This window comes from Paenibacillus andongensis, from assembly GCF_025369935.1.
In the GTDB taxonomy this organism is placed as follows: domain Bacteria; phylum Bacillota; class Bacilli; order Paenibacillales; family NBRC-103111; genus Paenibacillus_E; species Paenibacillus_E andongensis.
Genome location: NZ_CP104467.1, coordinates 3,322,490 through 3,346,810 on the forward strand (window position 1 = coordinate 3,322,490; position 24,321 = coordinate 3,346,810).

Consider the following 24,321-nt stretch of genomic DNA (forward strand, 5'->3'; position numbering starts at 1 on the left):
TAAGATAGGATTAACGAAATGAACATAACGGAGTGAATGCAATGAACTGGATATATTGGGCCAAATTATATGATTCCAAGTTTCAAGCAGGCTGCCTGGCGAAAAGAATGGAAGAAGACTGGTGGATTTACGGCTATGAATGTCCACAAGAAGTGGAAGTATTTAAGTCCAAAAAAGGGCGATTTGGCGTTCGTTATAACACGTAATTTGCACAAAATACCCTAGAAATTAACGCTTGACTTAGACCGCGCATTTAGTGTATATTTATTTTTGTCGCTGTTGAGCGGCAACTAATGACGCGGGGTGGAGCAGCCCGGTAGCTCGTCGGGCTCATAACCCGAAGGCCGCAGGTTCAAATCCTGCCCCCGCAACCAAATTTTATTTTGGGCCTATAGCTCAGTTGGTTAGAGCGGTCGGCTCATAACCGATTGGTCGGGGGTTCGAGTCCCTCTGGGCCCATAGCACGGAAACCCTTGGAATATAAGGGTTTTTATTATTTCTAGGCATATAGCAAGCCTCTCATTCTCATCATGATAATGATGGAAATGAGGGGCTTGTGCATTTTTTGTGCACATTGCTTTATTTTTGCCCTGTTTTCTTGTTATTTTCAAGTGCTAATTCAATATAGCTTTTCGCTGCATGTTATATACGTTCAATTTTTCTTGATAATGGGATTTGGAAACGTTAAAATTATTATTTATTGAATATATGGATCCGTAATGAAAGTCGGTGAATGGAAGATGCTCTCCATGACAGCAAAAGTTCTCCAGATTATAAGGAGGGCAAAGCTTCCCCTGTCTAAAGCTGAATTAGCAGAAGAAACTGGTGTATCGTTGTCCGCCATCTCTGTACATGTGGAACGATTACTCGAAGAGAAATTGATCGAGGTGTCAAAGATCGGGGTTTCATCAGGTGGCAGAAAGCCTAGGCAATATGCATTGAATAAAAACATTGGTTTAATTTTGTCCATTGAACTGGGAACTTCGTTTGTTCACATAGCCCTCACTAACTTTAATTGTGAAATTCTTTATCTAACAACCTCTGACATTGATATCACAGATGGACCTGATCGTGTGTTGACACGAATTCATGAGCTTGTTGACCAGATGCTTTTAGAAAATAAAGTGGATAAAGTTTCTATTAAAGGCATCGGTATTGGCATACCAGGGCCTGTTGATTTTTCGATGGGTATACCGATATCTCCTACGATCATGCCGGGTTGGGACAAGTATCCTATCAGGGAATTTTGGTCCAAGTATTTTGATTGTCCTTGTTACGTTGATAACGATGTGAATACTATGGCACTAGGTGAACATGCCAAAGGATTGCAATTTGAAGTTAGCAATCTCATTTATGTTAAGGTCGGAAGCGGTATTGGCTCTGGAATTATTTATGATGGCGTGTTATACAGAGGATCTACAGGAAGCGCGGGAGATATTGGCCATTTTGACATCGGATCGGATGTCGTATGTTGGTGTGGTAATAAAGGCTGTTTGGAGGCTTCAGCTGGGGGCAAAGCTATCGTATCGAAAGGAAAAGAGAGAGCTCTATCCCATAGAAGCGAATATTTACTGCAGATTCTCAATAGCCGCGGAAAGCTGACAATTGATGATATAGGTACAGGAGTCCTTCAACTGGATTCAACTTCTGTCGCGCTAGTTCGCGAAAGCGGTACTTCAATCGGACGAGTAATAGCTTCAATTGTTAATTTCGCCAATCCTGACCTTGTCGTTATAGGAGGAAGGGTTGCTGAGTTCGGAGACATATTCCTTGCGGCAATTCGGCAAAGTGTTTATCAAAGGTCACTACCATTAGCCACACGAAATTTGATCATTAATAAATCGGTACTTGGGAATATGGCTGGACTCATCGGTGGCGCCTTTATGACGATTGATCAAATCATTATTCAGTCTACTGACAATGAGGCTGACATTATTCTTAAATAAATATGACTTGAAAACGCACACCTCTTACCTTAGGGAAGGGTGTGTATTTTTTTTATCTATTTTTCAACTTATAACATTAACAGTTAGACTTTTAACATTGACTGTTAAAAGTCTAACTGTTAATGTTATAACTAAAGGAGGGGAATTATGAGGAAAATAAAAGCGGCTATTATTGGAGCGGGTTTTATTGGAAAAGCACATCTTGAAGCAATGAGAAGATTGGGATACGTGGATATTGTGGCTATCGGGCAAAGCAATCAAAAGCACGCTGAAGAATATGCAAAGACTCTAAATATTCCCAAAGCTTACGGCAATTATATGGATCTGCTGCAAGATGAAGAAATTGAGGTTGTTCACAACTGTACGCCGAATCATCTTCATTACGAAATAAACAAGCAAGCGCTGCTCCATGGAAAGCATCTTCTATCAGAGAAGCCTTTAACTCTTACAAGTGTGGAAGCCAAAGAACTTTATGAGCTAGCTCTTGAGAAGGGGCTAATTACCGGAATTAATTTTAATTACAGGCAATTTCCGATGGTTCAACAGTTGAAGAATATGGTCAATGACAATGACCTTGGGGAGATTCGAATTATTCGCGGGAGCTACTTACAAGATTGGCTTCTTTATAATACAGACTATAATTGGCGCATGGAGCCTCAATTTGGTGGGGAGACGCGTGCGATAAGCGATATCGGTTCCCATCTCTTTGATCTCGTACAATACGTAACTGATCTAAGAATCACAGAGGTTCTTGCTGACATATCAATCGTTCATCCGATTCGTTATAAGCCAAGTAAAAGCGGGGTGTCTTTTGAAGTAAATACAAAGGATAGCTTGCAACAAGTTGATATTAGGACTGAGGACTACTGCTCGATTATGGTGAAATTTAATAATGGGGCTCGGGGCGTTCTTACTGTATCTCAAGTGTCTGCCGGTAAAAAAAATGCACTTGAAATAAACTTGGATGGTTTAAATTCTTCCGGTACTTGGAAACAGGAGGAGCCATTCAAATTACAAATGGGCTATCGGGATAAACCAGGTGAAACTATATTAAGAGATCCCACGTTACTCAAGAAGAAAACGCTGCCCTATTTGCACTATCCAAGTGGTCATGAGGAGGGCTGGACAGACAGTCTCAAAAATATGATGCAGCATTATTATGAGGCTGTATTCAACAATGCAGCGCCAACTGATTCAGTTGCTACATTCAAAGAAGGGTATCAAATCACGCTAATAAATGATGCTATCATCAGAAGCGTCAAGTCAGGAACATGGGAAAATGTTATATCTGTATAGATCAACCCGGCTATGTCGGGATGCTTCTTTTATCAACATACTAAATTTTACGTAAATACATTTTATTTTGTGGGGATAAAACTCACTGCGATGAGAGATCTTATACAAGGTTGCCAACAGTAAGACATGAAAATACGTGAAACATTTAGGAGAAGCTTAAGCCCCAAAAAATGAGGAGGATTGTAAATGTTCCAAGACCAAAATATCAATAACCAATTTCAACAAACGCAAGGGATCATTGCACAACTTATTAACCAAACGCAACAATCTTCGCAGATGTACCAACAGATGCTTCAACAAGAGCAGCAAAATGCAATGAGGCTTGAAGAGTTAGCACAAAGGGAACATAAAGCCGTCCAAATCATTCAATCTGCGCTGCAAGGCCACCAAATGGCGATTCAACAATTACAACACGTTTCGCAGTTGTGCAGACAGCTTGAACAAACGGCTCAAAGCAGCTTTCAGTCTCAAAATATGCAGCAACCTCAACAACAAAGTAATTATGTCAATTCGTATGGCTCATCGTATCGCGGTTATCAATAATTCTAAGCATGAATAGATGAAAGAGGACAGAGGCTGACGATATTCGTCGGCCTTTATTCATTGTCATTATATCGTGTTAAAATGCTCCCGGAGCAATAATTAGCTGCAGCGGTGAATGGATAGTGTGCTTATTTTCGGATGTTATTGTAAAATTAATTGTATAATGATTCAAAAGGAGAAAGTTATGTGCCGAAATATTAAAACGCTATTCAATTTCGATCCTTTGGCTACCGATGATGAAATTAAGGCGGCCTCGCTGCAATTTGTGAGAAAAATCTCAGGCTTTACTGAGCCTTCGAAGGCAAATGAAGCGGCGTTCAATCAAGCTGTCGAGGAGGTTAGTATAGTTGCCCGGAACCTGCTCAACTCGCTGGTAACTAATGCAGAGCCTCGAAATCGTGAGGTTGAAATCGAACGAGCTCGCGCTAGGAATGCAAAAAGGTTTGGAACAAAAGAAGATTAATAACATCATTAATGAAAGTACGGGTTCTTTCTTACAGGGAAAGAGCCTTTTTTGTGTTTACATGGGTAGGCATTCAACTTGTCCTTGTAGCGCTCTACACTAGTTGAGCATATCATGTATGAAACTAGTAGAAATTAGGTGATAGAAAGTGATCAAAGGTTTTGATTGTTCAACGCCTTTAACGGCACAAACCGCCGCTGCTTTCGTCAAAGATGGCTACTTGTTTGTAGCCAGATATCTCGTTCCGAGTGGTTACAAAGCGTTAACCAAAAGTGAAGCGGACATGATCAGCGAGGCAGGACTGCAGATCGTATCTGTGTTTGAAACAACCGCGAACCGAGCGCTCGGTGGAAGAAGCGCTGGTTTGGCTGATGGGGCAACAGCCGTGCAGGTTGCTCAAAATCTAGGCCAACCACCTGGCAGCTGTATTTACTTTGCAGTCGACTTTGATGCCTCAAGTGCCCAAATGTCAACCGTTATTGCCTATATTCAAGCGGCAAGTGAGGCGACACCCGAGTACACGACAGGTGTATATGGTTCTTATTCCGTGATGGAAGCTGTGCGTAACGCGGGAGCTTGCTCTCATTTTTGGCAAACGTATGCTTGGAGCAGCGGTAAAAAGTCCAATTTTATAAACATTTATCAATACTTGAACGATTTGGTTGAGCATGGGATTGGCGTGGATTACGATGAATCGTATGGAAATGAAGGTTGGTGGAACACGATAGCACCACCGGAACCCCCCGTGTCGTATCCACTGTCTCCTAAAGATGCCAATGTGATTATACCGTTCCTTTCGGCTGGATATGAGGCGACTTCGTCCACTGCGGCTAGGGAAGAATTTCATCGACTGGCCAATGAGCTGCGTAGAGTTTCGGGGCAACCGGAACAATAATGGCCTGAATGTAAACCGAATCCTCCATTGATACGTTTACTCTATAGAGTAGATGTACACATTCAAAGGAGGATTTTTACTATGAAAAAAAGGTTATTCGCGGTTGTATTAGGTTTCGGTTTGCTGACTACTAGCATCTTATCGGTTTCGGCTCAGGAACATGAGTCTGGACATGGTAACATGGCGGCTGACATGAGTATGAAAGCAGCGGTACAACAGCAAGTAAAATCTGATATGAAGCTCACTTTGAATGGTAAACCCTTGCAGCTCGATGAGTCTTACCTCATTGATAGCTCTTTGTTTGTGCCGTACCGTGCCTTTGCAGAAGGCATTGGAGCAGAAGTAGCTTATGAAGCTGCCACTCAAACAGTAACTGTAAAGAAGGACGCAAAAACGGTAAAGCTCATGATCGGATCCTCTGAAGCCAATGTGGACGGGGCCAAAGTATCCATGGTTGGTCCTGCACAGTTAATTAACAGTTCCACCTTCGTTCACTCCCGCTTTTTGGCTGAAGTGTTCGGGATTAAGGTTGTGTATGATGAAACAACGCGTACGGTTAATCTCGTTAGCGGAGGAATTTCCGGATCTGGGCAAGAAGTAGCTAAAACCTACTACGTGAATATTGAGGGCTTTGCATTCAAAGAAGGGGAAATTACCGTTGAAGCTGGCTCCACGGTTGTCTTTACGAATAAGGATAAAGTGAAACACAATGCTGTCGCTGATGATGGCAGTTTCAAAACGGCGCTTTTGGCGACGGGGGAGTCGGAAAGTGTCACGTTTGCTAAGCCTGGCGAGTATACGTATTTCTGTGAGCCGCATAAGAATTTCATGAAGGGTAAAATTATCGTGAAATAAAAGTGAGAAAGCCCGTCATCTCTCGACTATGTCTGTGAGAGATGACGGGCTTTCTTATTGAATGACAGCACTGCGGATATACCAGCGCTCATCAAGCGAAGCTCTTTCGAGGCGAAAGAGCACGCGCCTGTTCACAACCGCGGAAGCACGTACCGGCGTAGCCGAAACGTCAACCGCGGTGTCGAGCTGCAGGAGCTGGGACACGTCCCGCTCCGGGAACTTGGACAGTCGGCGCATGCTTCGCACATGCAACGCCTGTTCTTGCCCTGTGGTGACCTGCAGCAGCTGCAGGTCACCTTGGTTCGCCGCGCTGATCCACACGTCGATCAGCGCCCAGGGCGAGAGCTTGCTGACGTATTCCGTCAGCAAGCCGGCCGCTCGGTGCACCATGACCTGGTGCGCCGGGTCAACGGAGCGGGAGCCGTGTGTCACGCTCCCGAGGAAGTGAATACAGAAATGACCGTTGAAGTCATTTCCCGGTATACCGTCACCTCCATGCGGCATGCCGTGCATGGACCCGGCCAGCGTGCGGCCGTTCAGCTTCACGAGGACCGCCTTGCGGTCCCAGCTCCAGGCGCCGCCGTAGATGGTTTTGAGCGTCGCGGAGTCGGATTTGGTCAGCGGCTGTACGTCCGCATGATGGGAGCCCGCGCGGCGCTGCCCCTCAAAGCTGAGACCGCTCTCCACGTCTACGATGGTGAATTTACTGTATTTGGGGAGGACTTCACTCGCCTCCTCCCAAGGAAGGATTTCGCCATAATGCCTGGCTCTAACCATTTGAACTTGAGAACGCAGCGTTTCTTGAGCGGTACTTGATAGGTTTAACGTGAGTCTTGCCGAGAGATCTACCACTTCACCATTTGGCGTGACACCAAAGCGTTGTTGCACACCTTTTTTTTCAAAGGAAAGCGTGGTATCCGGGGGAAGGGGGGCGGCGAATGGCGCACCTGGACCTCCATCTTCTAGCTCTCGTTGTAATTTTTTATCTACAAATATCGCTTCAGTTTGATAAGCAGCATGAGGTGAAACTTTAACGATCAGCTGGAACTTCCCGGAACTCGCGGTTTCTTCAAACTGTGGCGTATCGCCTTGAGCATGCGCGTGGATACCTAGCGCAGCTGTTAGTAGGTTTGTAAACAACAGTATGCATAACAGCTTTCGGAGCATGCTGTTTGCTCGGTGTGAATGCATGGGTTTGCTTCTCCTCATTCAGTTTAATAAGCACATAATCAAGTTTTTACAAAATGTCTTAAATTTATGAACGAACATCCTGCGTATGCTGTCCAATTTAGATTTGTGATAAAATAACAGAAGTATGCAGTTTTTAGAACTTGATTTAGAAAGGGAGGTCATACGAATGAAACCAAGCGCGGGTAAACCGTTTGAATTATGTATAGAGACAGATCGCATTGTGAGAGGAGATCTTTATGAAGCGGCATCTCAGCCGGCCAAAGGGACATTAATTATTTGTCATGGGTACAAAGGTTTCAAAGATTGGGGGATGTTCCCACATGTGGCTAAGTCGTTAGCCGAAGAGGTTGATGTGATTTCGATCAATTTTTCACACAATGGCGTGGGCGCTGACTTACTTGCGTTTACGGAACTTGAGAAGTTTGCTCGAGAAACCTATTCCAAAGATCTAGAAGATTTGCATGTTGTTGTAAATGATATTCGTAACCGTGAAGGCTCAGCCACCCAGAAACCCATACTTCTTTTAGGCCATAGCAGGGGTGCGGGAGTGAGTTTGATCTATGCGCTTGATCATCCTGAACATATTGCCAGTGTGATCAGCTGGAACGGGATTGCGAATGTCGATTTATTTACGGAGGAAAATAAAGCGGAGATGCGGGCAACAGGGCGAACGTACACGATGAACGGGCGCACGAAGCAAAACATGCCGCTGGACCTCGAAATCTTAGAAGATATGGAGCTTAATCGTGAGCGTTTCGATATTGTAGGGAGAATTAGCGAAGCTAAATTCCCAATCGCCCTTATTCAGGGAACGGAAGATGGAGAGAGAGGAATCCGTGGTTCACAGAGGCTTATTGAACAAAATGCCACCATTGCTTGGATTAGAATTCCTGAGGGCAACCATACCTTTGGTTCGGTTCATCCCTATCAAGGGGAGACGAAGCCGCTGAAGGAAGCAATTCTAGAAACCAAACGAACGATACAAGGGATGTTAGCCTAAACGATGTTAACGATAAGACAACTTAGTGCAGTAATCACGATAACGATAATAGGACTTGCTGCTGCTTATTTTCTACATATTCCTTTAGTGATTGGATTTTCATTGGGGCTTGTGACCTTGACTGTCCTCATTTGGCGAGCGGGAACAACCTTTCGGGACATCTTGAAAAGCATGTGGGAAGGTATCAAACACACCAAAGAGGTCATTTGGATTCTTTCTCTCGTTGGCGTGGTTATCCCTACATGGACAATGAGCGGTACCATCCCATACATGATTGATTTGGGTCTTAGTATCGTTGATCCTAGTTTTTTTCTAACATTTTCATTTGTACTTTCCGTTTGTATTTCCATGGTGCTGGGCACATCTACGGGAACGCTCAGTTCTGTGGGGATCCCATTAATTGGTTTGGGAGTGCTGCTGCAAATCCCGCTTCCTATGGTTGCAGGTGCTCTCGTGTCGGGTGCTTTCGTTGGCGATCGGACTTCACCATTTTCCAGTGCAAACAGACTTGTGGCTTCCTCAACGGGCGTTTCCATGCAGGTCCTTTTTAAAGCCTTATTACCCACAACAATAGGTGCGTTAGGTGTTGCATTGGGGTTTTTCTTAGTATGCGATTTTAATGGGGAATGGCATCAGAGTGACTTCACGTTACACAATCAGCAGTTTGCCTCGGGTTTTAGGTACAGCTTGTGGCTCTTGCTGCCCGTGTTTGTTCTATTGATTTCAATCCTTCTCAGGTTCAAAACAAGAAATGGCTTCCTCTTGTCGATCGCTTCTGCCATCCTAATTGGCATGAGCTTGCAGCAAATGACTTGGCATGAATGGTTGCACGATATGTGGTTCGGCTACCATTCCAGCTTATTTAACTCGCTGCAAACCAAAGGGCTTTCTAACATGATCGAGCTGATTGCTCTTATCGCACTCGCTGGTGCATTTAGTGGTATTTTAGAAAAGTACCGTATCCTAGAGATTTATATGCAAAAGTTGCTAGGGGAGACGTCCGCTTCGCTTCTTTCAGCGACTCTACGAACATCACTTTTTGGGTTAGGGCTTGGCCTTGTTTCGTGTACGCAGACTTTGCCAATTATGATGACGGGGCGGAGTTTGCTGCCTTTTTGGGAAGAGCGATTTCCTCGCAGCCAACTTGCCAGAGTTGTGGCGGATTCAAGCCTCATTCTAGCTGCAATGATTCCGTGGAACATGCTTGCCATCGTCTGTGGAACCATAGTAGGTGTACCTGTGCTCGCGTATGTCGGCTATGCGCCGTTTCTTTGGGCTTTGCCTGTATGTACCTTGCTGTGGTCTTTATGGTCGAAGGGTAGAGGAAGTTTAGAAAGTAATAGAGGAGTGGGATACGATGGCTAATACCTATTTTATTTCGGACCATCACTTTGGTCATTCATCCATTATTGATTTTGAAGCTCGGCCTTTTGCTGATGCAGACGAAATGAACGCGACCATGATTGCCAAATGGAACGCTATTGTCAGCCAAGAAGACAAAGTATTTCATCTTGGGGATTTCTCCTTCTTGAATAAAGAGCGAACCAAAGCCATTGTTTCGGAGCTAAATGGTTATAAAATCCTCATCTTAGGCAATCACGATCGAGGAAGGTCGAGAACTTGGTGGCTTGAAGTCGGTTTTGATGAAGTGAGTGAGTACCCGATTATTTATAAGAATTTCTTTTTCCTATCCCATGAGCCGATGTATATGAACAAACAAATGCCCTATGTCAATGTACACGGACACATTCATAGCCAGAAATACGAGGGACGTCATTACTTTAATGTTAGTGTGGAACACTGGGATTATACGCCAGTTTCTTTTGAACAGATTCGAGATTCCGTTGTAGTGAGTGAGGAGCAGTCGTGAGGATACGTTTAAGTCACTCCATCGTGGAGTGGCTTGTTTTTATTCAGAAAAGAAAAAGCGGGAACTATTGTCCCGCTAATTTAGTTATGGTCTCTATTTTCTTATCATGACTTAGACTAACAAATACAGTAGATATTTCACTTTTTGGATTATCTATACGAATATCACGATTGTTGAAATGCACATGGTCGATTCCTAGACTGTGGAACATAAATTTATGATCCTCCGTATCCAGACCTTCGAAAGATAAGTCACCCATGTGTCTGAAAATGTCTTCATTATCTTTCATAAGAACATCAATATTGTTATTGGTTACGTGAATATTTAGTAGCAATGTATTGGAAAATTCAATTAGAAAGGTTCCTTTTCGAATTCCTTTTTCTAACCTATGCCACTTTCCAGTAACAGCTTCAACTAGCGTACTACCATCAGAGAATTTGCGCATTTTTGTCACCTCTAAATGTATCGTTTTGTGAGTTATTGTACGAAATGAAGCCATCAAAATCAATGCTGTCATATTAAATAATCCCGTCCTATTTGGACGGGATTATTTAATAAAGTTATTCAATTTCAAGAAAAGAGCCTTCATCTTGATGCCTTTATTTCTTTTTCACTTCTTCAACAAATACGTCACTTGCGTCACGGTTACTTCCAAGTTCGAGGATCGTATATTTCTTCTCACCAATCATGATGACATCTTCGACTTCTGGAAGCGGATCCCCTAAATATACGGTGCCTAAATACACGTTACTGCTCTTCAAACGTAAATTCCATCGATGCTGCTGTTTCGTCATTTCCTTGTTCCTCCCAAGATCTACTTTCATCAAGTTACCATAAATCAAGCCAAGATGAAAGCCCTACTATCAAACAAGCTCCTAAGTATGGAACAGTAGAGTCAAGTTTGTCCCGAAAGGTTGCAAAAGTTGTTCCCTAATTGGCGTAAATAAGTATGACAACCATCTGTTGACAATAACTTAAATCCTTGGTATATTAATAATCGTCCTCAAAAAACGACTTGTTAGCTCAGCTGGGAGAGCACTATCTTGACAGGGTAGGGGTCAGTGGTTCGAGCCCACTACAGGTCATACTAAAAAAGTCCTTACATAGTAGGGACTTTTTTGCTTTTTCTTTATTTGTGATGCAAAAAAAAGAGGCTGCACTTTACAGCCTCCGTGTATGTATTATGAGATGTTGTATAGTGAAGCAAGGCAATCAACGAACATTTTGTTATATTCTTCACGGGTATAGTCTTTATTGCAGGCAATGTCTCTTCCTAAGAATTGAAACCAGGTAATTTCGGTGGGGATTTTTTTGTATAGAAACTTTTCGTTCTGGATGAGAAACGTATCATTTTCGAAAAACGGTACATTGTCAAATTCGAGAGCTTTTTCGCCTTTTTGTTCACTAACTAATGTGGCCAAAAGAATGAGCATGCGATAGGGATCACGGAATATTTCATATTGTTCTGTCAAGGTAAACACTCCTTTATCGGATAATGAACAACGTAATCATACTAGAACTAATTTTAAAATAGAATACTTCCGTCGAAAGTGGTGAGGAAATTGAAGGAATACATGAACATTTCGAAGGAAAAAAAGAAAAGACTGATTTTCACTCTAAGGAGGATCGAGTGAATCAGTCTTTTTTGCTTGCTCCTACATCAAAGGATTAGCGTTTGAAGCTGGAAAGTTGTTGCTCAGCTATTTGCACTAATCGCTTCGTGATGTTACCACCAATGGCGCCAGCATCACGTGTTGCCAAATTACCGTTGTAACCAGTAGGGGAGAGAGGGACACCAATTTCCTGAGCGACTTCATACTTCAGTTGATCCAATGCTGCTTTTGCTTGTTGTACGACTAAAGTGTTGTTTCTAGCCATTCATAATCATCTCCTTTTTTTTGGTACACCAGTATTATTTGAATGTTCAGTTTATTTATTCATGAATTTTCAAAAAAATTTAACATTTTTTTAACGGCTTTCCAAACGTCAATAAACCCCCAACCAAAAGGCTGGGGGGAAATATATAAGTAGAATGGATTATTCCTCTTCGGATTCCGTGCTTTCTTCCGCAGCAGCAGCTTCTTGGGTAGCTTCTGCAACTTCTTCAGACGCCTCCTCGCTCACCACTTCATCGGTGGACTCTGGGGCGATTTCTTCTTCATTTTGGGATACTACTTCTTCCTCTTGGCTCATTTATTTGTCACCTCCTCTGATACGTATAGTATCATCTTAGCTGCTTCTAGCAAGCTAAACAAGTAGGGGAGTGGGGATTTGATAGATTTAATGTAACCTTTATCCGTTTGTCATTCCTTGCAGAATTCGAATAGCAACATAAGTCGTATAATGAGAGAAAATGCTTTGTTTTCGCCTGACAGGACGATTAAGCATGTTTTATTTTTTCTATGAATATACATGAGGCGAAGCAGCAAAAGTTCATGATTTGCTAAGCGGAGCTTATGCTTACGATGTTAGTTTTCTTATGAAAACTCTTAGGAGGAGTCCGAATGAATCGGTCGGATGTTATTTTGGAGTTACAACTTGTACCGGAATTGCTTAAACAAGCGGAAGCCATCTATGTGGATGCGGTATCGGAACTGGCCTGGGCAAAGCATCAGCTTCTAGCCAAAGAATGTGAAGTTATTGGGGACGGTATGGTTACAGGGAAAAACGAGCTTCACCGACAAGCGGAGATGTGGCCATACACCAAAGATTTACAGCAACAAGTTTTGCGGATGGAAGACGCCGTCGAGCATACGAAGGTTGAGTTCCATTTCTACAAAAGGAAGCTAGAGAATCTGCAAATCATTGCGAAGCTCATGACGATTTTATAAGGAGATAATGGAATGAATGAAGTCTGCAATCGATAGATTGCGGGCTTTTTGCTATAGATCGCTAAATGTGAAAAATTTGTTCATTTTAATGCGGTTACAGTGTAATGCAGTTGTGCATCCTAAGGGTAGATTATGTAAAAGCCAAGTTTTCGGGAGGATATCGTTACATGAAATCAATTAAATCAATTAAGATCATCATGACTGTCAGTCTGGGATTGCTTGTACTAACCGCTTGTCAAAGTGTGAAGAGTACGATGACGAAAGAAGCCGCATCACCACCATCAGAGCTGCAAGTTTCAATAATCGGTTCGAGCGGCCAACAAATAGGGACTGCCCATTTAACATCTGTTCAAGATGGCGTACAGATTGATCTCCAAGTTAGCGGGCTGACACCAGGAAATCACGGTTTACACTTTCATGAAAAAGCAGTCTGTGAAGCCCCTAACTTTGATTCAGCAGGAGCCCACTTTAATCCATTTAAAAAGGAACATGGCTTTCACAATCCGAAAGGTTTCCATGCAGGGGATCTACCCAATTTGATCGTAGATGCACAGGGAAATGGGAAGTTCAATGCCATTACAAAGTCTGCAGTGCTGCTTCTGGACAGGCCGAATTCGTTGTTAAAACAAGGGGGGACAAGTCTGGTCATCCATGAGAAAGAAGATGATCTGAAGACGGATCCATCCGGTAATTCGGGGAAACGAATTGCATGCGGTGCTGTGAAATAATGGAAGGAGTTGTCTGACAACATGATTAAAACACAGGATCTTAAGCTGCAAATGGATGAACTAACGAAACAAAACGATATGGTGCTCATCGAGCTAGAGCAAGTAAAGAAGATGTTGATTAACAGCTCTCAAAGTTCACAAGGAAGTCAAGGGCAGCAGCAATTTAATACTAGCAGCAGTAACCAGCAATTCTCTGACTCTAATCAACAGGCACAGGGTCAAGACCAGAATCAAAATCAAAATCAAAATCAGAATCCAAGTAAAAGGACCAATCAAAGTGACGCGAATGGTCAGCAAGTAACGGACTTAGCCAATGATTTACTGAAAATCAAGGATCTCGTTGAAAAATTAGAACAAAAAACGACCCAATATGTAAGCAGTCAATCCAATGGTTCATTAACAGAGAAAGATGCGGTCAATCTTATACTGACATTAATGAATGGTATGGTAGATTGGGCGAGTGAATATGTATCATCCAGAGCGCCATCGAATGGACAAGTACAATAGTTTGCAAGGTCTATGAAAAGACAAAAGCGCCGCATGAAGCAGCTCTTTTGTCTTTTTTGTCGAATTCTAACTTAATTCATTAAGTGAACTTAATAAAAGGTTTATTGATTTTTTAGCTGATTCGACAATATGTCCATATTTACAGATGGCAGAATGACCGATAAAGTAAAGTGTAGACAAAAGAAAGAGACAAACCATGGATGGGGTGTTGGAATCGTGAGAGAAATCGATATTTATCACGTCATGAGTCAGCTTGGCATTCAGCCAACTCAATGGCAAGAACTACAAGATCAACAAAATGAAGTTAAATGCACAAACATTATCGCCCCTTCTATTGAAATATCCCAACCGCATAACGACCCCTATGACATCAAGTTTCACTTGGATCTCAATGTGAAACTCTAGCTTATGATAGAGAACTTGCCACGTTCTCCATTCTTCTTTAGCTGTTCTAAATTAATGTTCCATATTCCAAACCAAAACCCAAGGATCTACATTTGCTTTTTGGAACTTCTTCAGTATGTTAATTACGGTGATTTCGCATGTTTTCACAACAGGCTTCTTCAAAAGTGTTGATCGAATAATGGTTATTTGCCTGCTTCGATGATGGGAAGGATGGGATCAAATCCCATTCTTTTTTGCGTTTCAGGCTCTATCTATTTGCGTTCTTGCCATTTGGTTTAATCAGATGGAGAAGCGGGTATGCTTGGGAATAGAAATGGTTAAGAATGGATGATCTGGGGGGAGGAATGATCTAATGAAGACCCTTGCCATTATTCCGGCTTACAACGAAGAAAAAACGTTAGCAGGTGTGGTAGCTTCTATAAAACGGGAGCAGCCTGATATGGACATTGTCATCATCAATGATGGTTCCACCGATCGTACCTCTACGGTTGCCCGTACGTTACAGCATGCGGCTGTAATCGATTTGCCTGTCAATTTAGGCATCGGAGGCGCCATGCAAACGGGATACATGTACGCAGCAAGGAATGGCTACGATATCGCTATTCAGATCGACGCAGATGGTCAACATGATCCCGAAGCGTTGACTCAAATTATGGAGCCAATTTTGACTGGGCATGTTGATTGCTGTATCGGCTCTCGATTTCTGGTCAAGACAGCTTATCGTTCAGCCTGGGATAGAAGAGTGGGCATTCTCTTTTTTACCTGGATGATTAGTTGGATGATTGGTAAGACCTTTACTGATCCTACATCGGGCTTCAGAGCGGTGAATCGACCCATCATTGAGCTTTTCGCCAGCTATTACCCTGAAGATTATCCGGAGGTAGAAGCTATTGTTTTACTGGAACGGCAGCAATTCAGATTGAAAGAAGTATCGGTTTTAATGCATGAGAGGAAAGCGGGTCAATCGTCCATTACTCCTTTGAAATCGCTCTACTATATGGTTAAAGTATCTCTTGCTGTATGCATGACAAGAATTCGTAATGTGAGTTGATGATTCGTGAATGTGTATGTTTGGGCAATCTCTTTCTGTTTGGTGTTTATTTTCATTTCCATAGAGCTTATTCGTAGGCAGAAGCTGCAGGAGCAGTACGCCATTCTCTGGCTAGTACTAGGATTTATCATGGCATTGTTTAGTGTGTTTCCGAGCTTATTGGAGCAGGTATCGCACCGAATGCATATCTACTACGCACCTTCCTTGCTTTTTCTGGTGGGATTGTTATTCTCACTAGTATTTATCATGCATTTGACGCTAGTTATTTCGAAGCTTCATCGCAAATTAACCCGATTGATACAGGAAGTTGCGCTGCTGCAGGAACAAGTGCGAGGAAAGGGGCCTGAATGAGATTGATGACGACACCGATTCTCATTGTATTCCTAAATGTATGTTTACTGGTGTGTGGTCAAATTGCATGGAAAATAGCGCTCAATCGAACGCCATTAACAGGGATAGATAATTTAGGGACCGTACTGATGCAGCCTTATATTCTAGTGGGATGCTTACTTTATGGCATGGCTACGTTGATCTGGTTCTATGCGCTTAGTCGATTCGATCTAAGTCGCGTTTATCCGCTCCAATCGATTGCGTATGTACTAGGCTCGTTGTTCGGGTGGTTGGTATTAAAGGAGACGTTTACATCATCGCAATGGTTAGGGCTGCTCTTCTTAGTTGGAGGCGCGTTCCTGTTAGCGAGATAGGTTCTTCTAATAAGGAGAGTAGGACTTATGAAACTCGGAGTTTGGCTTGGGTTGCTGCTGCTCATGGCTGCAGCTTTGTATATACGCTTGCACTATGTGCTTGAAGCTGAATATCCACCTCTAGAGTGGGATCAATTAGAGTACACGAAGACAGCAATTCAATTGCTCGACAAAGGCATATTCGCCTATCGCGATACCGTGCCTAATTCACTCGTGACACCCGGATTTCCGCTGCTCTTGGCGGCTGTATTCAGCCTTACAGGCCATGAACATCTAGAGCCGGCATTAATGGTCGTTCGTATCATGAACTGCTTTATTTCACTAGGAGCCATTCTATTCTTATTTCTGATTGGGAAAAGGCTGTTTAACCCCATAACAGGGCTAATCGCCGCTGCTTTTGCCGCGGTGTATCCTTCCTACGTCTGGTCAACTTCACTGATCTTGACGGAGGTTCCGTTTTTGACTGTTTTTACGGGTCTGCTTTACATGCAGGTACGCATCATACAAGATAACAAATGGCGGGATCACCTATGGATGGGGGTTCTGCTTGGGATTTGCGTCCTTATTCGTCCTAATGTACTTCCCCTAGCTGTAGTTCCCTATATGTTTCTTTGGGTGAGAACGAAGAAAATAGACGCAGCCTATGGATTACTTGCAGTTGCGTCTTTTGCCTGTATGATGATGCCTTGGTGGATTCGGAATTGGATGACTTTTGATTCTTTTATTTTTATCGCCAAAGGGGAAGCGGGCAATCCATTCCTTGGAGGAACGGACCCCTACTTCCGAGGTACAATTGATTGGGATAATATCGATACAAATAATCAGTTCGCTGAAGGCTTGAGACGGATAAAAGAAGGTTTGGCCCAGGAACCGTTGTTATGGATGAAATGGATGACAATTGGTAAATTAATCGTATTTTTTAAAACGATGTGGGTGGGACCGTATCCCTTTTCCGTACCGTCGTGGTATGCGAATGCACTTACACAGCTGCATACTTTCTTAATTGCTGCAGGCAGCATAGCAATGATCATTTTCAGCTTTCGCAAGCCTTCGGTTCAATATTTAACAGTGGCATTTCTCTTGTTTTTAGGTGTCCATATGGTATTTATTCCAGTGGATCGTTATGTGTATGGTATGCTTCCATTTCTGATGCTGGGCAGTGCCTATTTGAGTACACAAGTCATCTGCTTACTGCATAGCGCTTGGACTACCTCTCTCCTGCAGCGGAGGGGGATTTAAACACGATCTGCTTCGCGCAGTATTCAATAATTTCGCTTCTACGAACAATCCCGATGAATTTATCGGAATCATCTACAATCGGAACGAAGTTTTGCACTTTGGCCAAATCGATAAGATCGACCATTTCGGCATGAATATGAACCGGTTTATTTTGTACACGAAGAGGAACCTCGGCCAGCACATGACGGTGAGCATTTTCGAAGCCAATTCCGTCTGAATTTTTAAGAAACCACAATAAATCTCCCTCAGTAACCGTACCTACATAAAGTCCATCATCGGAAAGAATAGGCACAGCTGTATAACGGTGATATTCCATACGTTCTAATGTTTGACGAAGCGTTGCTTGCAATGTCGTTGTGATAACTTCGGATTTAGGCAAAAGGAAAAAAGCAATATTCATTTATTAACACTCCTTAGAGTTTTCCGTTAGGAAAACTTTCTTCAACATTTCTATTGTATCAAACTTTTCGAATAGAATCTAAACCTGTGATGGATGCTAGAAGTGAGGTGAAAGTTATGAATCGAGCATTGACAACAGCAGTGATTGGAATTGGTACTGCTCAGGTAATGAAATTGCCACTTTTCTATTGGAAAACTGGAAAGTGGGATTGGTCACAGCTGACACAAACAGGAGGGATGCCAAGCTCGCACTCTTCGGGGGTATCTGCGCTTGCAACCTATATAGCAATGAAAAGAGGTGTTTCTGCGATCGATTTTGCCGTGAGTTCGGTTTTCGGAGCGGTCGTCATGTATGACGCGATGGGGATCAGGCGGGCTGCTGGAGAGATTGCGATTGAAGTGAATGAGCTCGATGAGCAAGTTGAGCGTCTGGCTAAACAGCACCCGGGTTTGTACCATGAACGAAGACGAAAAGCCTTAAAGGAACGACTAGGTCATTTGCCAAGAGAAGTCGTAGGGGGAGCACTGCTGGGTATCGCGATAGGTGCTTTTAGTTATATGCTGGAAAACAAGAAATAGGATGATCGGTACATGTGGACAACTTTTCTTGAATGGGATAAGATCAAGAAATGTTCTTAGAAAGGAAGAAGTTCACATGGAAATCATTCGAGTCACAACAAAAGATCAATTACAAGCCTGTTTTGGAGTACGGTTCAAAGTGTTCGTTGAAGAACAGCAAGTACCTGAGCACGAGGAAATTGATGAAAAGGATGAATCACCTGAATCATGCCATCATTTTCTTATGTTAGATGGAGTTCAGCCTGTTGCGGCTGCTCGTTGGTATGAGTATCAACCTCAGACGGCTAAACTGCAGCGGGTAGCGGTTTTGAAAGAATACAGAGGCCGATCCTTAGGTAAACAAATGATTCTTGCTATGGAGCAGCAAGCTCGCGAAAAGCATTGTACATTTGCGATCCTCGATGCGCAGTGTCAAGCCGAAGGCTTTTATAGCCAACTTGGCTATAAAGTTATCTCGGATGAACCTTTTTATGATGCTGGCATCCTGCATGTCAGAATGAAAAAACCGCTTTAAAGAAAAGCGGTTTTTTCATTCTGTGAATGCTCTTCAACTAGGGGAAAGGTTATGATAAACCGCGTGCCTTTTCCGATTTCGCTCTCAACTTCCAAGGTCCCTTGGTGATCTTGAACGATTTTGTAACAAATAGATAAACCAAGTCCGGTACCGGTTGCTTTCGTTGTGAAGAAGGGATGGAAGATTTTTTCCAACTGCTCACTTGGAATACCTGGGCCGTTATCTGCAATGATTAAAGTCGCGTTCTTCGGATCGCGGCTTAATTGCATGTGGATAATGCCATTTTCTTCCATGGCTTCACAAGCATTTTTAATAATATTTAGCAATAACTGTATCATTTTATCTTGGTCCATCCATACGAGGACAGGATCCACCCATTCTTGATAATGAATCTCGTGGCCGAAACGAGTAGCTTCTGATTCCATTAAGGCAATAACCTTAAGTACACATTCATGGAGAGAATCGACCTGGAAATCAATGCGGTGGGGTTTTGAGAATTGAAGGAATTCTGCCGTTAAGTCACTCATCCGATCAATTTCATCCATAATCATCGCATACCAATTTTCAATATTGTAACCATTTGCTTTGGAAATTTGCAAAAATCCCTTTACCGTTGTCAACGGATTTCGAATTTCATGAGCCATCCCAGAAGCAAGCTCACCTACGACTTTCAGTTTTTCCGATCTAAGCATATGCTCTTCGCGCTTTAACCATGATTCACGCTTCTTCATAAATAAGTTATGCTCGGCTAATAAAATGAGATCATCTTTCGTCAAACCCTCTAACGGATAAGTAGCCATGCCATACGTGATTTGAATGCCAGTCAATTTAGGAAGCTCTGAATCAAGCTTCAATTTGAAAGATGAGGTAGAATCATGATCTGGATTCATCGGCATGACCACAGCGAACTCATCACCACCGTATCTGGCTATAAAGAGGGAGTCTTTAAACAAGATTTGGAGGAGATCAGCCATTTGCTTCAAAATGAAATTCCCCGCTTGAAACCCGCGCGTTGTATTCATTGCTTTCAGGTCCGTACAATCAATAAGAATAAGGACTAGGCTTTGCTTTTGTTGTATGTATTGTTCCAGTCTGCGATGCGACTCTTCGTAATTATATAGGCCTGTTAGTGAATCCTTTTGCGCATATAAATATCGTTCATTTCTTAATGAATCTGCTTTTCTAATTGTAGAATAGGCTGCACGAGTGAATAAGGCTACCGCGGTAAAATCAAGTATACTATTAAGAGCATAAATCCCTAGCAAGGTCTTGCTGGAAAAACCAATAATGAGAGAAACATTGCAAAAATAAATCAATGCATAGGACGCAGCCAACAACCAAGATTTTTTGCGGCTTTCTTCTTTATAAATATCGAAGGAAAGTGTTAGTATGTACAAAGGAAGACATAAATTCGAATGACCGATGTAATGTAAAAATCCAATGAAAAGTAAGCGAAGCCAGGGAATTGCCGCATGCTGCATTCGAAGCCTATGACTGATGATATAAAGGACCAATCCTACAACAAGCAAGGGTATGTTAATTGCAGTAAACAAAATAGTTGTGTATAGACAAAAAACAAGAGCATAGACATAAAAAATCCAATTGATAACCACTATATCATCTCCTGAATGTAACTAAACGCTGTCGCTCTGCTATGAATGACCCCATAAAGGTTTCTCACACCATTGTGACATGTTCTCTGTCTATTCACTAAATCCCTTCTAACAAAAGTAAACAAAATTGAAAAGTATCACCCTTTTTCTCAAAAAAAAACCTTAAGGACAATTCATCCCTAGGTTCTGAGCGTAAAATAATTATTCTGGAATTTCAATCACTTCATGTTGTTGTATGAAAGTCATACGGCCTGTTTTTCCAACAAAATTCACCATATCATCGCCATAATGCATCAGATAGATTCGTTCCTGTACATAATCAGGCAAGGTGAGCAGTTCTTCCAATGTGGCATGAATTAAACCGTTCCCGCTTAGTTGACAATCGTGTAAAATGGTATGACAATTTCTTTTGTTAACAATTTCTTGAACGAGAAGCTCCTCATTAAATTGGGTGTCAGCACTATAGAATGTACGGCCATTGATAAAAAGTGAGTAGTTAAGCTTATGGGGTATGTGAAGTGTTGATATAATTTCAATGGTTAGATCAGGTAGTATGTTAGTCGGAACATTTTCGTCAATGAGGATGACTTCGAAATAATCCTCTAGTCTGCTGAAGCCGTCTGTAGGATTATACATACCGCCTTTTAGCGTATTTTCCCAAAGGACTCCTGCTAGCGATTCTGTTAAGAAAAGTTTCGTTTTCTTATTCTTGTATTGGTATAACAATCGAAAGGCCATTTCTTCTAATCCGCCTACATGATCGGCATGAATATGCGAAATGAGGATACCATCAATTTGGTCAGGCTGTACACCGATGTCATGAAGCGATCTTGGCGTTGTTGCCCCACAGTCGATGAGGATGTTCATTTCATTAGAACGGATAAGTGCACTGGTATTGTAAAATGTTTTGGCAAACGCGCTGCCGGTTCCCAACATTTGAATTTGCAAACTCATTCAGCAGCCTCCATTGTTCGACAAAAACCATCTTTTTCTAATGTAGCATGGGAGGTTGCGAAATTTCAACCATTATGTGCAGCCACTATTGAATGAATAGCGTCAAAATGTTACAAAATTGAATGAATTAAGGCGGGTTAACCCCGTATTCTATCTAATTAAAAGGTGATGATTACATCATGATTTGGATGATTATCAGTATTTTGTTCGTTCTAATCTGTCTGGCTCTAGTAGGTATATCGGTCTATGTTGGCTGGCAGCTCACACATCCGCAACGTAAACCTGTTGATGACTCGCCTGATCACTATGGTTTGCACATGGAGAATATTACATTCCCAAGCCGATCTAGAGATGTTCGTTTAGATGGATGGTTTTTGAAGTCCCCATGTGCGCCAACGGATGCTATCCCAATGACCGTTATTATGTCTCATGGTTATGCAGGAACACGTCTGGAAAAAGGGCTTCCAGCGTTGGCTTTGGCTAAATCCATTGTTGAAGCAGGATATCATGTGTTTATGTTTGATTTTCGAAACTCGGGGAACTCGGAAGGGAAAATAACGACGGTTGGCTTTTTGGAAAAGCAAGATGTACTCGGTGCAATCGACTGGGTTCAAGAACGCGAACCAAGTAAAATCTGCTTGATTGGCTTTTCAATGGGAGGCAGTACATCCATCCTAGCAGCAGCCGAAGAAAGGGCTGTGTTAGGGGTCATTACAGATAGCGCTTTCAGTCAGCTTAGTCCTTACTTAAAGGACAATTTGCCTGTATGGTCTAATCTTCCGCGTTTTCCGTTTACACCATTAATTCTACTTATTTTACCTAGATTAATTGGTATCAACCCTCATCGTGTTGATGCGCTCGCCGCGGTAGATCACATTTATCCAAGGCCGATTCTTTTTATTCATAGTCGTGATGATAAGGCTATTCCTTGGTCCAACAGTGAAAGCATGTGGAGCCGCTATCCGGATGTATTTGAACTCTGGGTCACACAAAAAGCGGGGCATGTCGGCTCCTATCAGATGCAACCGGAAGCCTATACACAACGTGTTCTAGCTTTTTTATCAAAATTATAAAATCATCGCAACTCTTGTTAATCATCGGAGTATAAAGATGCAGACACAAAGATTACTAACAAGAGCTGGAGGTTAAGCGAATGAAAGTTCAACGGATATTAGCGTTGATGCTGATGTTTTTTGTTCTAAGTACGGCTGCAGTGGTGGCTTCATCGATATGGGGGGATTTTAAAGGTAATAATATTGCCCGATTAATCGTTAATGAAGAGACAGTGGAATTCGGGGATACAGACGTTCCTCCTCTTATTGTTGACGGTAAAACCGTTCTACCGCTACGCGCAGTAAGTGAGGCGCTTCAAGCATTGGTGAAATGGGATAACTCGAACAAGACTGCCTACTTATACAAACCAAATGTACACATGTTCTTTACGACTGAGGTGCGTAAAGACTCCGCTATCGTTCCATTCGGTGTTGTAGAGCGCGGCAAGGAAGCAGACTTTATCGTCTTTGCTCAAGTCGATAACTTGAAGACAAACATTAATTCTGTGCGGGTTTCTGTTGTTTCACCAAGTGGGAAGAGCGTTATTACACCGGTTGTGAAATCAATCTCGGAATCCAAAGAATCGTTTTGGTTGAAAGTACCTTTGTATGGCGTTTCCTTTAATGAAGCTGGTACGTATGTCGTTAAATTTGCTATGAAGCAAGATGGTTCTAACGACTATGCAGTCGTATCCGAGAAGCAGATTCAATCCGAGTAGGAAAAGCAAACACGAAAGTGGTTTGACCTCTTATAACGAAAATGTTAGGATAATTACGTAACTAATTATTCGACGAAATGAGGTTCTGCCTGTGAGCGATGATAAGCATGATCATGTACACGGCCCGGACTGTGACCACGATCACGAGCAAGGGGAAGATGTTTTTATCGTAACGGACGAGAACGGTGAAGAGCATGAGATGGTGATGGTATATACCTTCCAATCTCAAGAGCAGGCTTATGCTGTTTTGCTCGATCGCAACGATCCTGAAGCTGACGGTGTTATTTTCCGTGTTGAAGAAGAGGACGACGATGCCTTCCTTGTCAACATTGAAGATGAAGAAGAGTGGGAACGTGTAGTGACTATTTACAATGAGATCGTAGCTCAAGAAGGCGAAGAATAAGAGCTATACATAAGAACCCCCTAGCAGAGTGATCTGTTAGGGGGTTTCTGTTTGCATACATTCATTTTCTGGGATTGAAATACATGATTCTGCCGTTGAATAGATGAAGTTCAGCTTTCAGCAGTTTACTAAGGTATTTGCAGAATTCATTGCCCTTGCTTTTGTCGCCATGTGTGGCATCGTCGGGCAACACGACTTGCACATAATGCTGCTCTTTCTCTTGGTTCTGCTCATTCCCAACACCAATCACAATATATTTGTATAAAGGATTGATACCTTTCAGATAGAACCATTTGCCTTCGCCTTCCGGCTTCGTCTCAATGGTATAAGGGAATCCGGCCTCGTCATACTCCCAGCCAAGCTGCTTGGCTGTCTGACTGAGCTGATCACGGTAATGCAGCAGCCTTTCCTTTAGTTCATCCAAGGTGAGTGCGGCAACTGTGGATCCTGTTACGAATTTAATATAAGCGCTTTGAGCCATTCCTTGTTCACCTCATTCGCTAAACATCACCAACATCATAGCATCATGTAAACGGTTTTACAATATATACACCGCTCGAGGCG

At 42.5% G+C, this 24,321-nt stretch carries 33 protein-coding genes and 3 tRNA genes; 26 read left to right on the top strand and 10 right to left on the bottom strand.

The features are described 5' to 3' along the window. Window positions 1-41 precede the first annotated feature (41 nt). The 9 genes from NYR53_RS14515 to NYR53_RS14555 all read left to right on the top strand — a co-directional run bounded on the left by NYR53_RS14515 (window position 42) and on the right by NYR53_RS14555 (window position 5,998). Window positions 42-206 (top strand): hypothetical protein, encoded by a 165-nt coding sequence (locus NYR53_RS14515; protein WP_164484139.1) that lies wholly within the window; start codon window positions 42-44, stop codon window positions 204-206. A 91-nt stretch (window positions 207-297) separates the two neighbouring features. Next, window positions 298-374 (top strand) — tRNA-Met (locus tag NYR53_RS14520). Between the two features lie 11 nt (window positions 375-385). Next, window positions 386-459: transfer RNA gene (locus tag NYR53_RS14525), tRNA-Ile, on the top strand. Window positions 460-749: 290 nt separating this feature from the next. Beyond that, window positions 750-1,946, top strand: coding sequence for an ROK family transcriptional regulator (locus tag NYR53_RS14530; RefSeq protein ID WP_261305818.1), 1,197 nt, complete (start codon window positions 750-752; stop codon window positions 1,944-1,946). Window positions 1,947-2,093: 147 nt separating this feature from the next. Beyond that, window positions 2,094-3,242, top strand: coding sequence for a Gfo/Idh/MocA family protein (locus NYR53_RS14535; RefSeq protein WP_261305819.1), 1,149 nt, complete (start codon window positions 2,094-2,096; stop codon window positions 3,240-3,242). A gap of 186 nt (window positions 3,243-3,428) precedes the next feature. Then, window positions 3,429-3,785 carry a hypothetical protein gene (locus NYR53_RS14540; protein ID WP_261305820.1) on the top strand — a complete coding sequence of 119 codons (357 nt, stop codon included), beginning with the start codon at window positions 3,429-3,431 and terminating at the stop codon, window positions 3,783-3,785. Window positions 3,786-3,969: 184 nt separating this feature from the next. Then, window positions 3,970-4,248: a DUF2277 domain-containing protein gene (locus tag NYR53_RS14545; protein WP_261306373.1), complete on the top strand. Its 279-nt coding sequence runs from the start codon at window positions 3,970-3,972 to the stop codon at window positions 4,246-4,248. Window positions 4,249-4,396: 148 nt separating this feature from the next. Then, a complete protein-coding gene (locus NYR53_RS14550) occupies window positions 4,397-5,143 on the top strand; it encodes a DUF1906 domain-containing protein (RefSeq protein WP_261305821.1) in 747 nt (248 codons plus the stop codon). A gap of 81 nt (window positions 5,144-5,224) precedes the next feature. Next, entirely contained in the window at window positions 5,225-5,998 is a 774-nt protein-coding gene (locus NYR53_RS14555; RefSeq protein WP_261305822.1) for a stalk domain-containing protein, read from the top strand. Between the two features lie 54 nt (window positions 5,999-6,052). Here NYR53_RS14555 and NYR53_RS14560 read toward each other — a convergent pair whose 3' ends face one another. Further along, entirely contained in the window at window positions 6,053-7,165 is a 1,113-nt protein-coding gene (locus NYR53_RS14560) for a hypothetical protein (RefSeq protein WP_261305823.1), read from the bottom strand. A gap of 190 nt (window positions 7,166-7,355) precedes the next feature. Here NYR53_RS14560 and NYR53_RS14565 point away from each other — a divergent pair, with 190 nt between their 5' ends. From NYR53_RS14565 to NYR53_RS14575, 3 genes are read left to right on the top strand one after another with little or no spacing between them, the layout of a single operon-like run. Then, window positions 7,356-8,189, top strand: a complete 834-nt coding sequence (locus NYR53_RS14565) for an alpha/beta hydrolase family protein (protein WP_261305824.1) — start codon at window positions 7,356-7,358, stop codon at window positions 8,187-8,189. A 3-nt stretch (window positions 8,190-8,192) separates the two neighbouring features. Next, a complete protein-coding gene (locus NYR53_RS14570; RefSeq protein WP_261305825.1) occupies window positions 8,193-9,554 on the top strand; it encodes a Na+/H+ antiporter NhaC family protein in 1,362 nt (453 codons plus the stop codon). Further along, the gene (locus NYR53_RS14575; protein WP_261305826.1) at window positions 9,547-10,059 is read left to right on the top strand and encodes a metallophosphoesterase; all 513 of its coding nucleotides are present in this window, start codon (window positions 9,547-9,549) and stop codon (window positions 10,057-10,059) included. Before NYR53_RS14570 ends, NYR53_RS14575 begins: the two co-directional genes overlap by 8 nt. A gap of 64 nt (window positions 10,060-10,123) precedes the next feature. Here the strand turns inward: NYR53_RS14575 and NYR53_RS14580 are convergent, their stop codons facing one another. Next, window positions 10,124-10,576: a hypothetical protein gene (locus NYR53_RS14580; RefSeq protein ID WP_261305827.1), complete on the bottom strand. Its 453-nt coding sequence runs from the start codon at window positions 10,574-10,576 to the stop codon at window positions 10,124-10,126. An 82-nt stretch (window positions 10,577-10,658) separates the two neighbouring features. After that, window positions 10,659-10,853, bottom strand: coding sequence for a hypothetical protein (locus tag NYR53_RS14585; protein WP_029196081.1), 195 nt, complete (start codon window positions 10,851-10,853; stop codon window positions 10,659-10,661). Between the two features lie 218 nt (window positions 10,854-11,071). Between NYR53_RS14585 and NYR53_RS14590 the strand changes: the two genes are divergently transcribed. Further along, window positions 11,072-11,144, top strand: a tRNA-Val gene (locus tag NYR53_RS14590). A gap of 96 nt (window positions 11,145-11,240) precedes the next feature. Here NYR53_RS14590 and NYR53_RS14595 read toward each other — a convergent pair. From NYR53_RS14595 to NYR53_RS14605, 3 genes are all read right to left on the bottom strand, one after another. Then, window positions 11,241-11,531 (bottom strand): hypothetical protein, encoded by a 291-nt coding sequence (locus tag NYR53_RS14595; RefSeq protein ID WP_261305828.1) that lies wholly within the window; start codon window positions 11,529-11,531, stop codon window positions 11,241-11,243. A 196-nt stretch (window positions 11,532-11,727) separates the two neighbouring features. After that, on the bottom strand, window positions 11,728-11,937 hold the full coding sequence (locus NYR53_RS14600; protein ID WP_029196083.1) for an alpha/beta-type small acid-soluble spore protein: 210 nt from the start codon (window positions 11,935-11,937) through the stop codon (window positions 11,728-11,730). Between the two features lie 159 nt (window positions 11,938-12,096). Continuing rightward, the gene (locus NYR53_RS14605) at window positions 12,097-12,252 is read right to left on the bottom strand and encodes a hypothetical protein (RefSeq protein ID WP_261305829.1); all 156 of its coding nucleotides are present in this window, start codon (window positions 12,250-12,252) and stop codon (window positions 12,097-12,099) included. A 311-nt stretch (window positions 12,253-12,563) separates the two neighbouring features. On the opposite strand from NYR53_RS14605, the gene NYR53_RS14610 reads away from it, so the two are divergent. The 8 genes from NYR53_RS14610 (at window position 12,564) to NYR53_RS14645 (ending at window position 17,524) form a co-directional block, all read left to right on the top strand. Continuing rightward, window positions 12,564-12,890 (top strand): hypothetical protein, encoded by a 327-nt coding sequence (locus NYR53_RS14610; RefSeq protein WP_047672455.1) that lies wholly within the window; start codon window positions 12,564-12,566, stop codon window positions 12,888-12,890. 167 nt (window positions 12,891-13,057) lie between these two features. After that, window positions 13,058-13,618, top strand: a complete 561-nt coding sequence (locus tag NYR53_RS14615; protein WP_261305830.1) for a superoxide dismutase family protein — start codon at window positions 13,058-13,060, stop codon at window positions 13,616-13,618. Between the two features lie 21 nt (window positions 13,619-13,639). After that, window positions 13,640-14,125 carry a hypothetical protein gene (locus NYR53_RS14620; RefSeq protein ID WP_261305831.1) on the top strand — a complete coding sequence of 162 codons (486 nt, stop codon included), beginning with the start codon at window positions 13,640-13,642 and terminating at the stop codon, window positions 14,123-14,125. Window positions 14,126-14,278: 153 nt separating this feature from the next. After that, window positions 14,279-14,530 carry a hypothetical protein gene (locus NYR53_RS14625; protein ID WP_261305832.1) on the top strand — a complete coding sequence of 84 codons (252 nt, stop codon included), beginning with the start codon at window positions 14,279-14,281 and terminating at the stop codon, window positions 14,528-14,530. Window positions 14,531-14,882: 352 nt separating this feature from the next. Further along, window positions 14,883-15,581 (top strand): glycosyltransferase family 2 protein, encoded by a 699-nt coding sequence (locus tag NYR53_RS14630; protein ID WP_261305833.1) that lies wholly within the window; start codon window positions 14,883-14,885, stop codon window positions 15,579-15,581. A gap of 6 nt (window positions 15,582-15,587) precedes the next feature. Continuing rightward, the gene (locus NYR53_RS14635) at window positions 15,588-15,932 is read left to right on the top strand and encodes a DUF2304 domain-containing protein (protein WP_261305834.1); all 345 of its coding nucleotides are present in this window, start codon (window positions 15,588-15,590) and stop codon (window positions 15,930-15,932) included. Beyond that, entirely contained in the window at window positions 15,929-16,285 is a 357-nt protein-coding gene (locus NYR53_RS14640) for an EamA family transporter (protein WP_261305835.1), read from the top strand. Before NYR53_RS14635 ends, NYR53_RS14640 begins: the two co-directional genes overlap by 4 nt. Window positions 16,286-16,312: 27 nt before the next feature. After that, window positions 16,313-17,524: an ArnT family glycosyltransferase gene (locus tag NYR53_RS14645; protein WP_261305836.1), complete on the top strand. Its 1,212-nt coding sequence runs from the start codon at window positions 16,313-16,315 to the stop codon at window positions 17,522-17,524. Here NYR53_RS14645 and NYR53_RS14650 read toward each other — a convergent pair. Continuing rightward, complete coding sequence (locus NYR53_RS14650) at window positions 17,493-17,924, bottom strand: CBS domain-containing protein (protein ID WP_056833226.1); 432 nt, start codon at window positions 17,922-17,924, stop codon at window positions 17,493-17,495. The two genes, NYR53_RS14645 and NYR53_RS14650, sit on opposite strands and share 32 nt — an antisense overlap. A gap of 116 nt (window positions 17,925-18,040) precedes the next feature. On the opposite strand from NYR53_RS14650, the gene NYR53_RS14655 reads away from it, so the two are divergent. Then, complete coding sequence (locus NYR53_RS14655; RefSeq protein ID WP_261305837.1) at window positions 18,041-18,502, top strand: divergent PAP2 family protein; 462 nt, start codon at window positions 18,041-18,043, stop codon at window positions 18,500-18,502. Window positions 18,503-18,578: 76 nt separating this feature from the next. Next, window positions 18,579-19,016 carry a GNAT family N-acetyltransferase gene (locus tag NYR53_RS14660; protein ID WP_261305838.1) on the top strand — a complete coding sequence of 146 codons (438 nt, stop codon included), beginning with the start codon at window positions 18,579-18,581 and terminating at the stop codon, window positions 19,014-19,016. On the opposite strand, the gene NYR53_RS14665 is transcribed toward NYR53_RS14660, so the two are convergent. Beyond that, entirely contained in the window at window positions 19,013-20,629 is a 1,617-nt protein-coding gene (locus NYR53_RS14665) for an ATP-binding protein (RefSeq protein WP_261305839.1), read from the bottom strand. The genes NYR53_RS14660 and NYR53_RS14665 overlap by 4 nt on opposite strands. A 201-nt stretch (window positions 20,630-20,830) precedes the next feature. After that, window positions 20,831-21,583: an MBL fold metallo-hydrolase gene (locus NYR53_RS14670; RefSeq protein WP_261305840.1), complete on the bottom strand. Its 753-nt coding sequence runs from the start codon at window positions 21,581-21,583 to the stop codon at window positions 20,831-20,833. Window positions 21,584-21,762: 179 nt separating this feature from the next. Here NYR53_RS14670 and NYR53_RS14675 point away from each other — a divergent pair, with 179 nt between their 5' ends. From NYR53_RS14675 to NYR53_RS14685, 3 genes are all read left to right on the top strand, one after another. Next, window positions 21,763-22,656 (top strand): alpha/beta hydrolase, encoded by an 894-nt coding sequence (locus NYR53_RS14675; protein ID WP_261305841.1) that lies wholly within the window; start codon window positions 21,763-21,765, stop codon window positions 22,654-22,656. A gap of 80 nt (window positions 22,657-22,736) precedes the next feature. Beyond that, entirely contained in the window at window positions 22,737-23,354 is a 618-nt protein-coding gene (locus NYR53_RS14680) for a stalk domain-containing protein (protein WP_261305842.1), read from the top strand. 91 nt (window positions 23,355-23,445) lie between these two features. Continuing rightward, window positions 23,446-23,757 carry a DUF1292 domain-containing protein gene (locus NYR53_RS14685; RefSeq protein WP_047672482.1) on the top strand — a complete coding sequence of 104 codons (312 nt, stop codon included), beginning with the start codon at window positions 23,446-23,448 and terminating at the stop codon, window positions 23,755-23,757. 61 nt (window positions 23,758-23,818) lie between these two features. Here the strand turns inward: NYR53_RS14685 and NYR53_RS14690 are convergent, their stop codons facing one another. Further along, complete coding sequence (locus NYR53_RS14690) at window positions 23,819-24,238, bottom strand: DUF1885 family protein (RefSeq protein WP_261305843.1); 420 nt, start codon at window positions 24,236-24,238, stop codon at window positions 23,819-23,821. Between the last annotated feature and the right edge of the window lie 83 nt (window positions 24,239-24,321).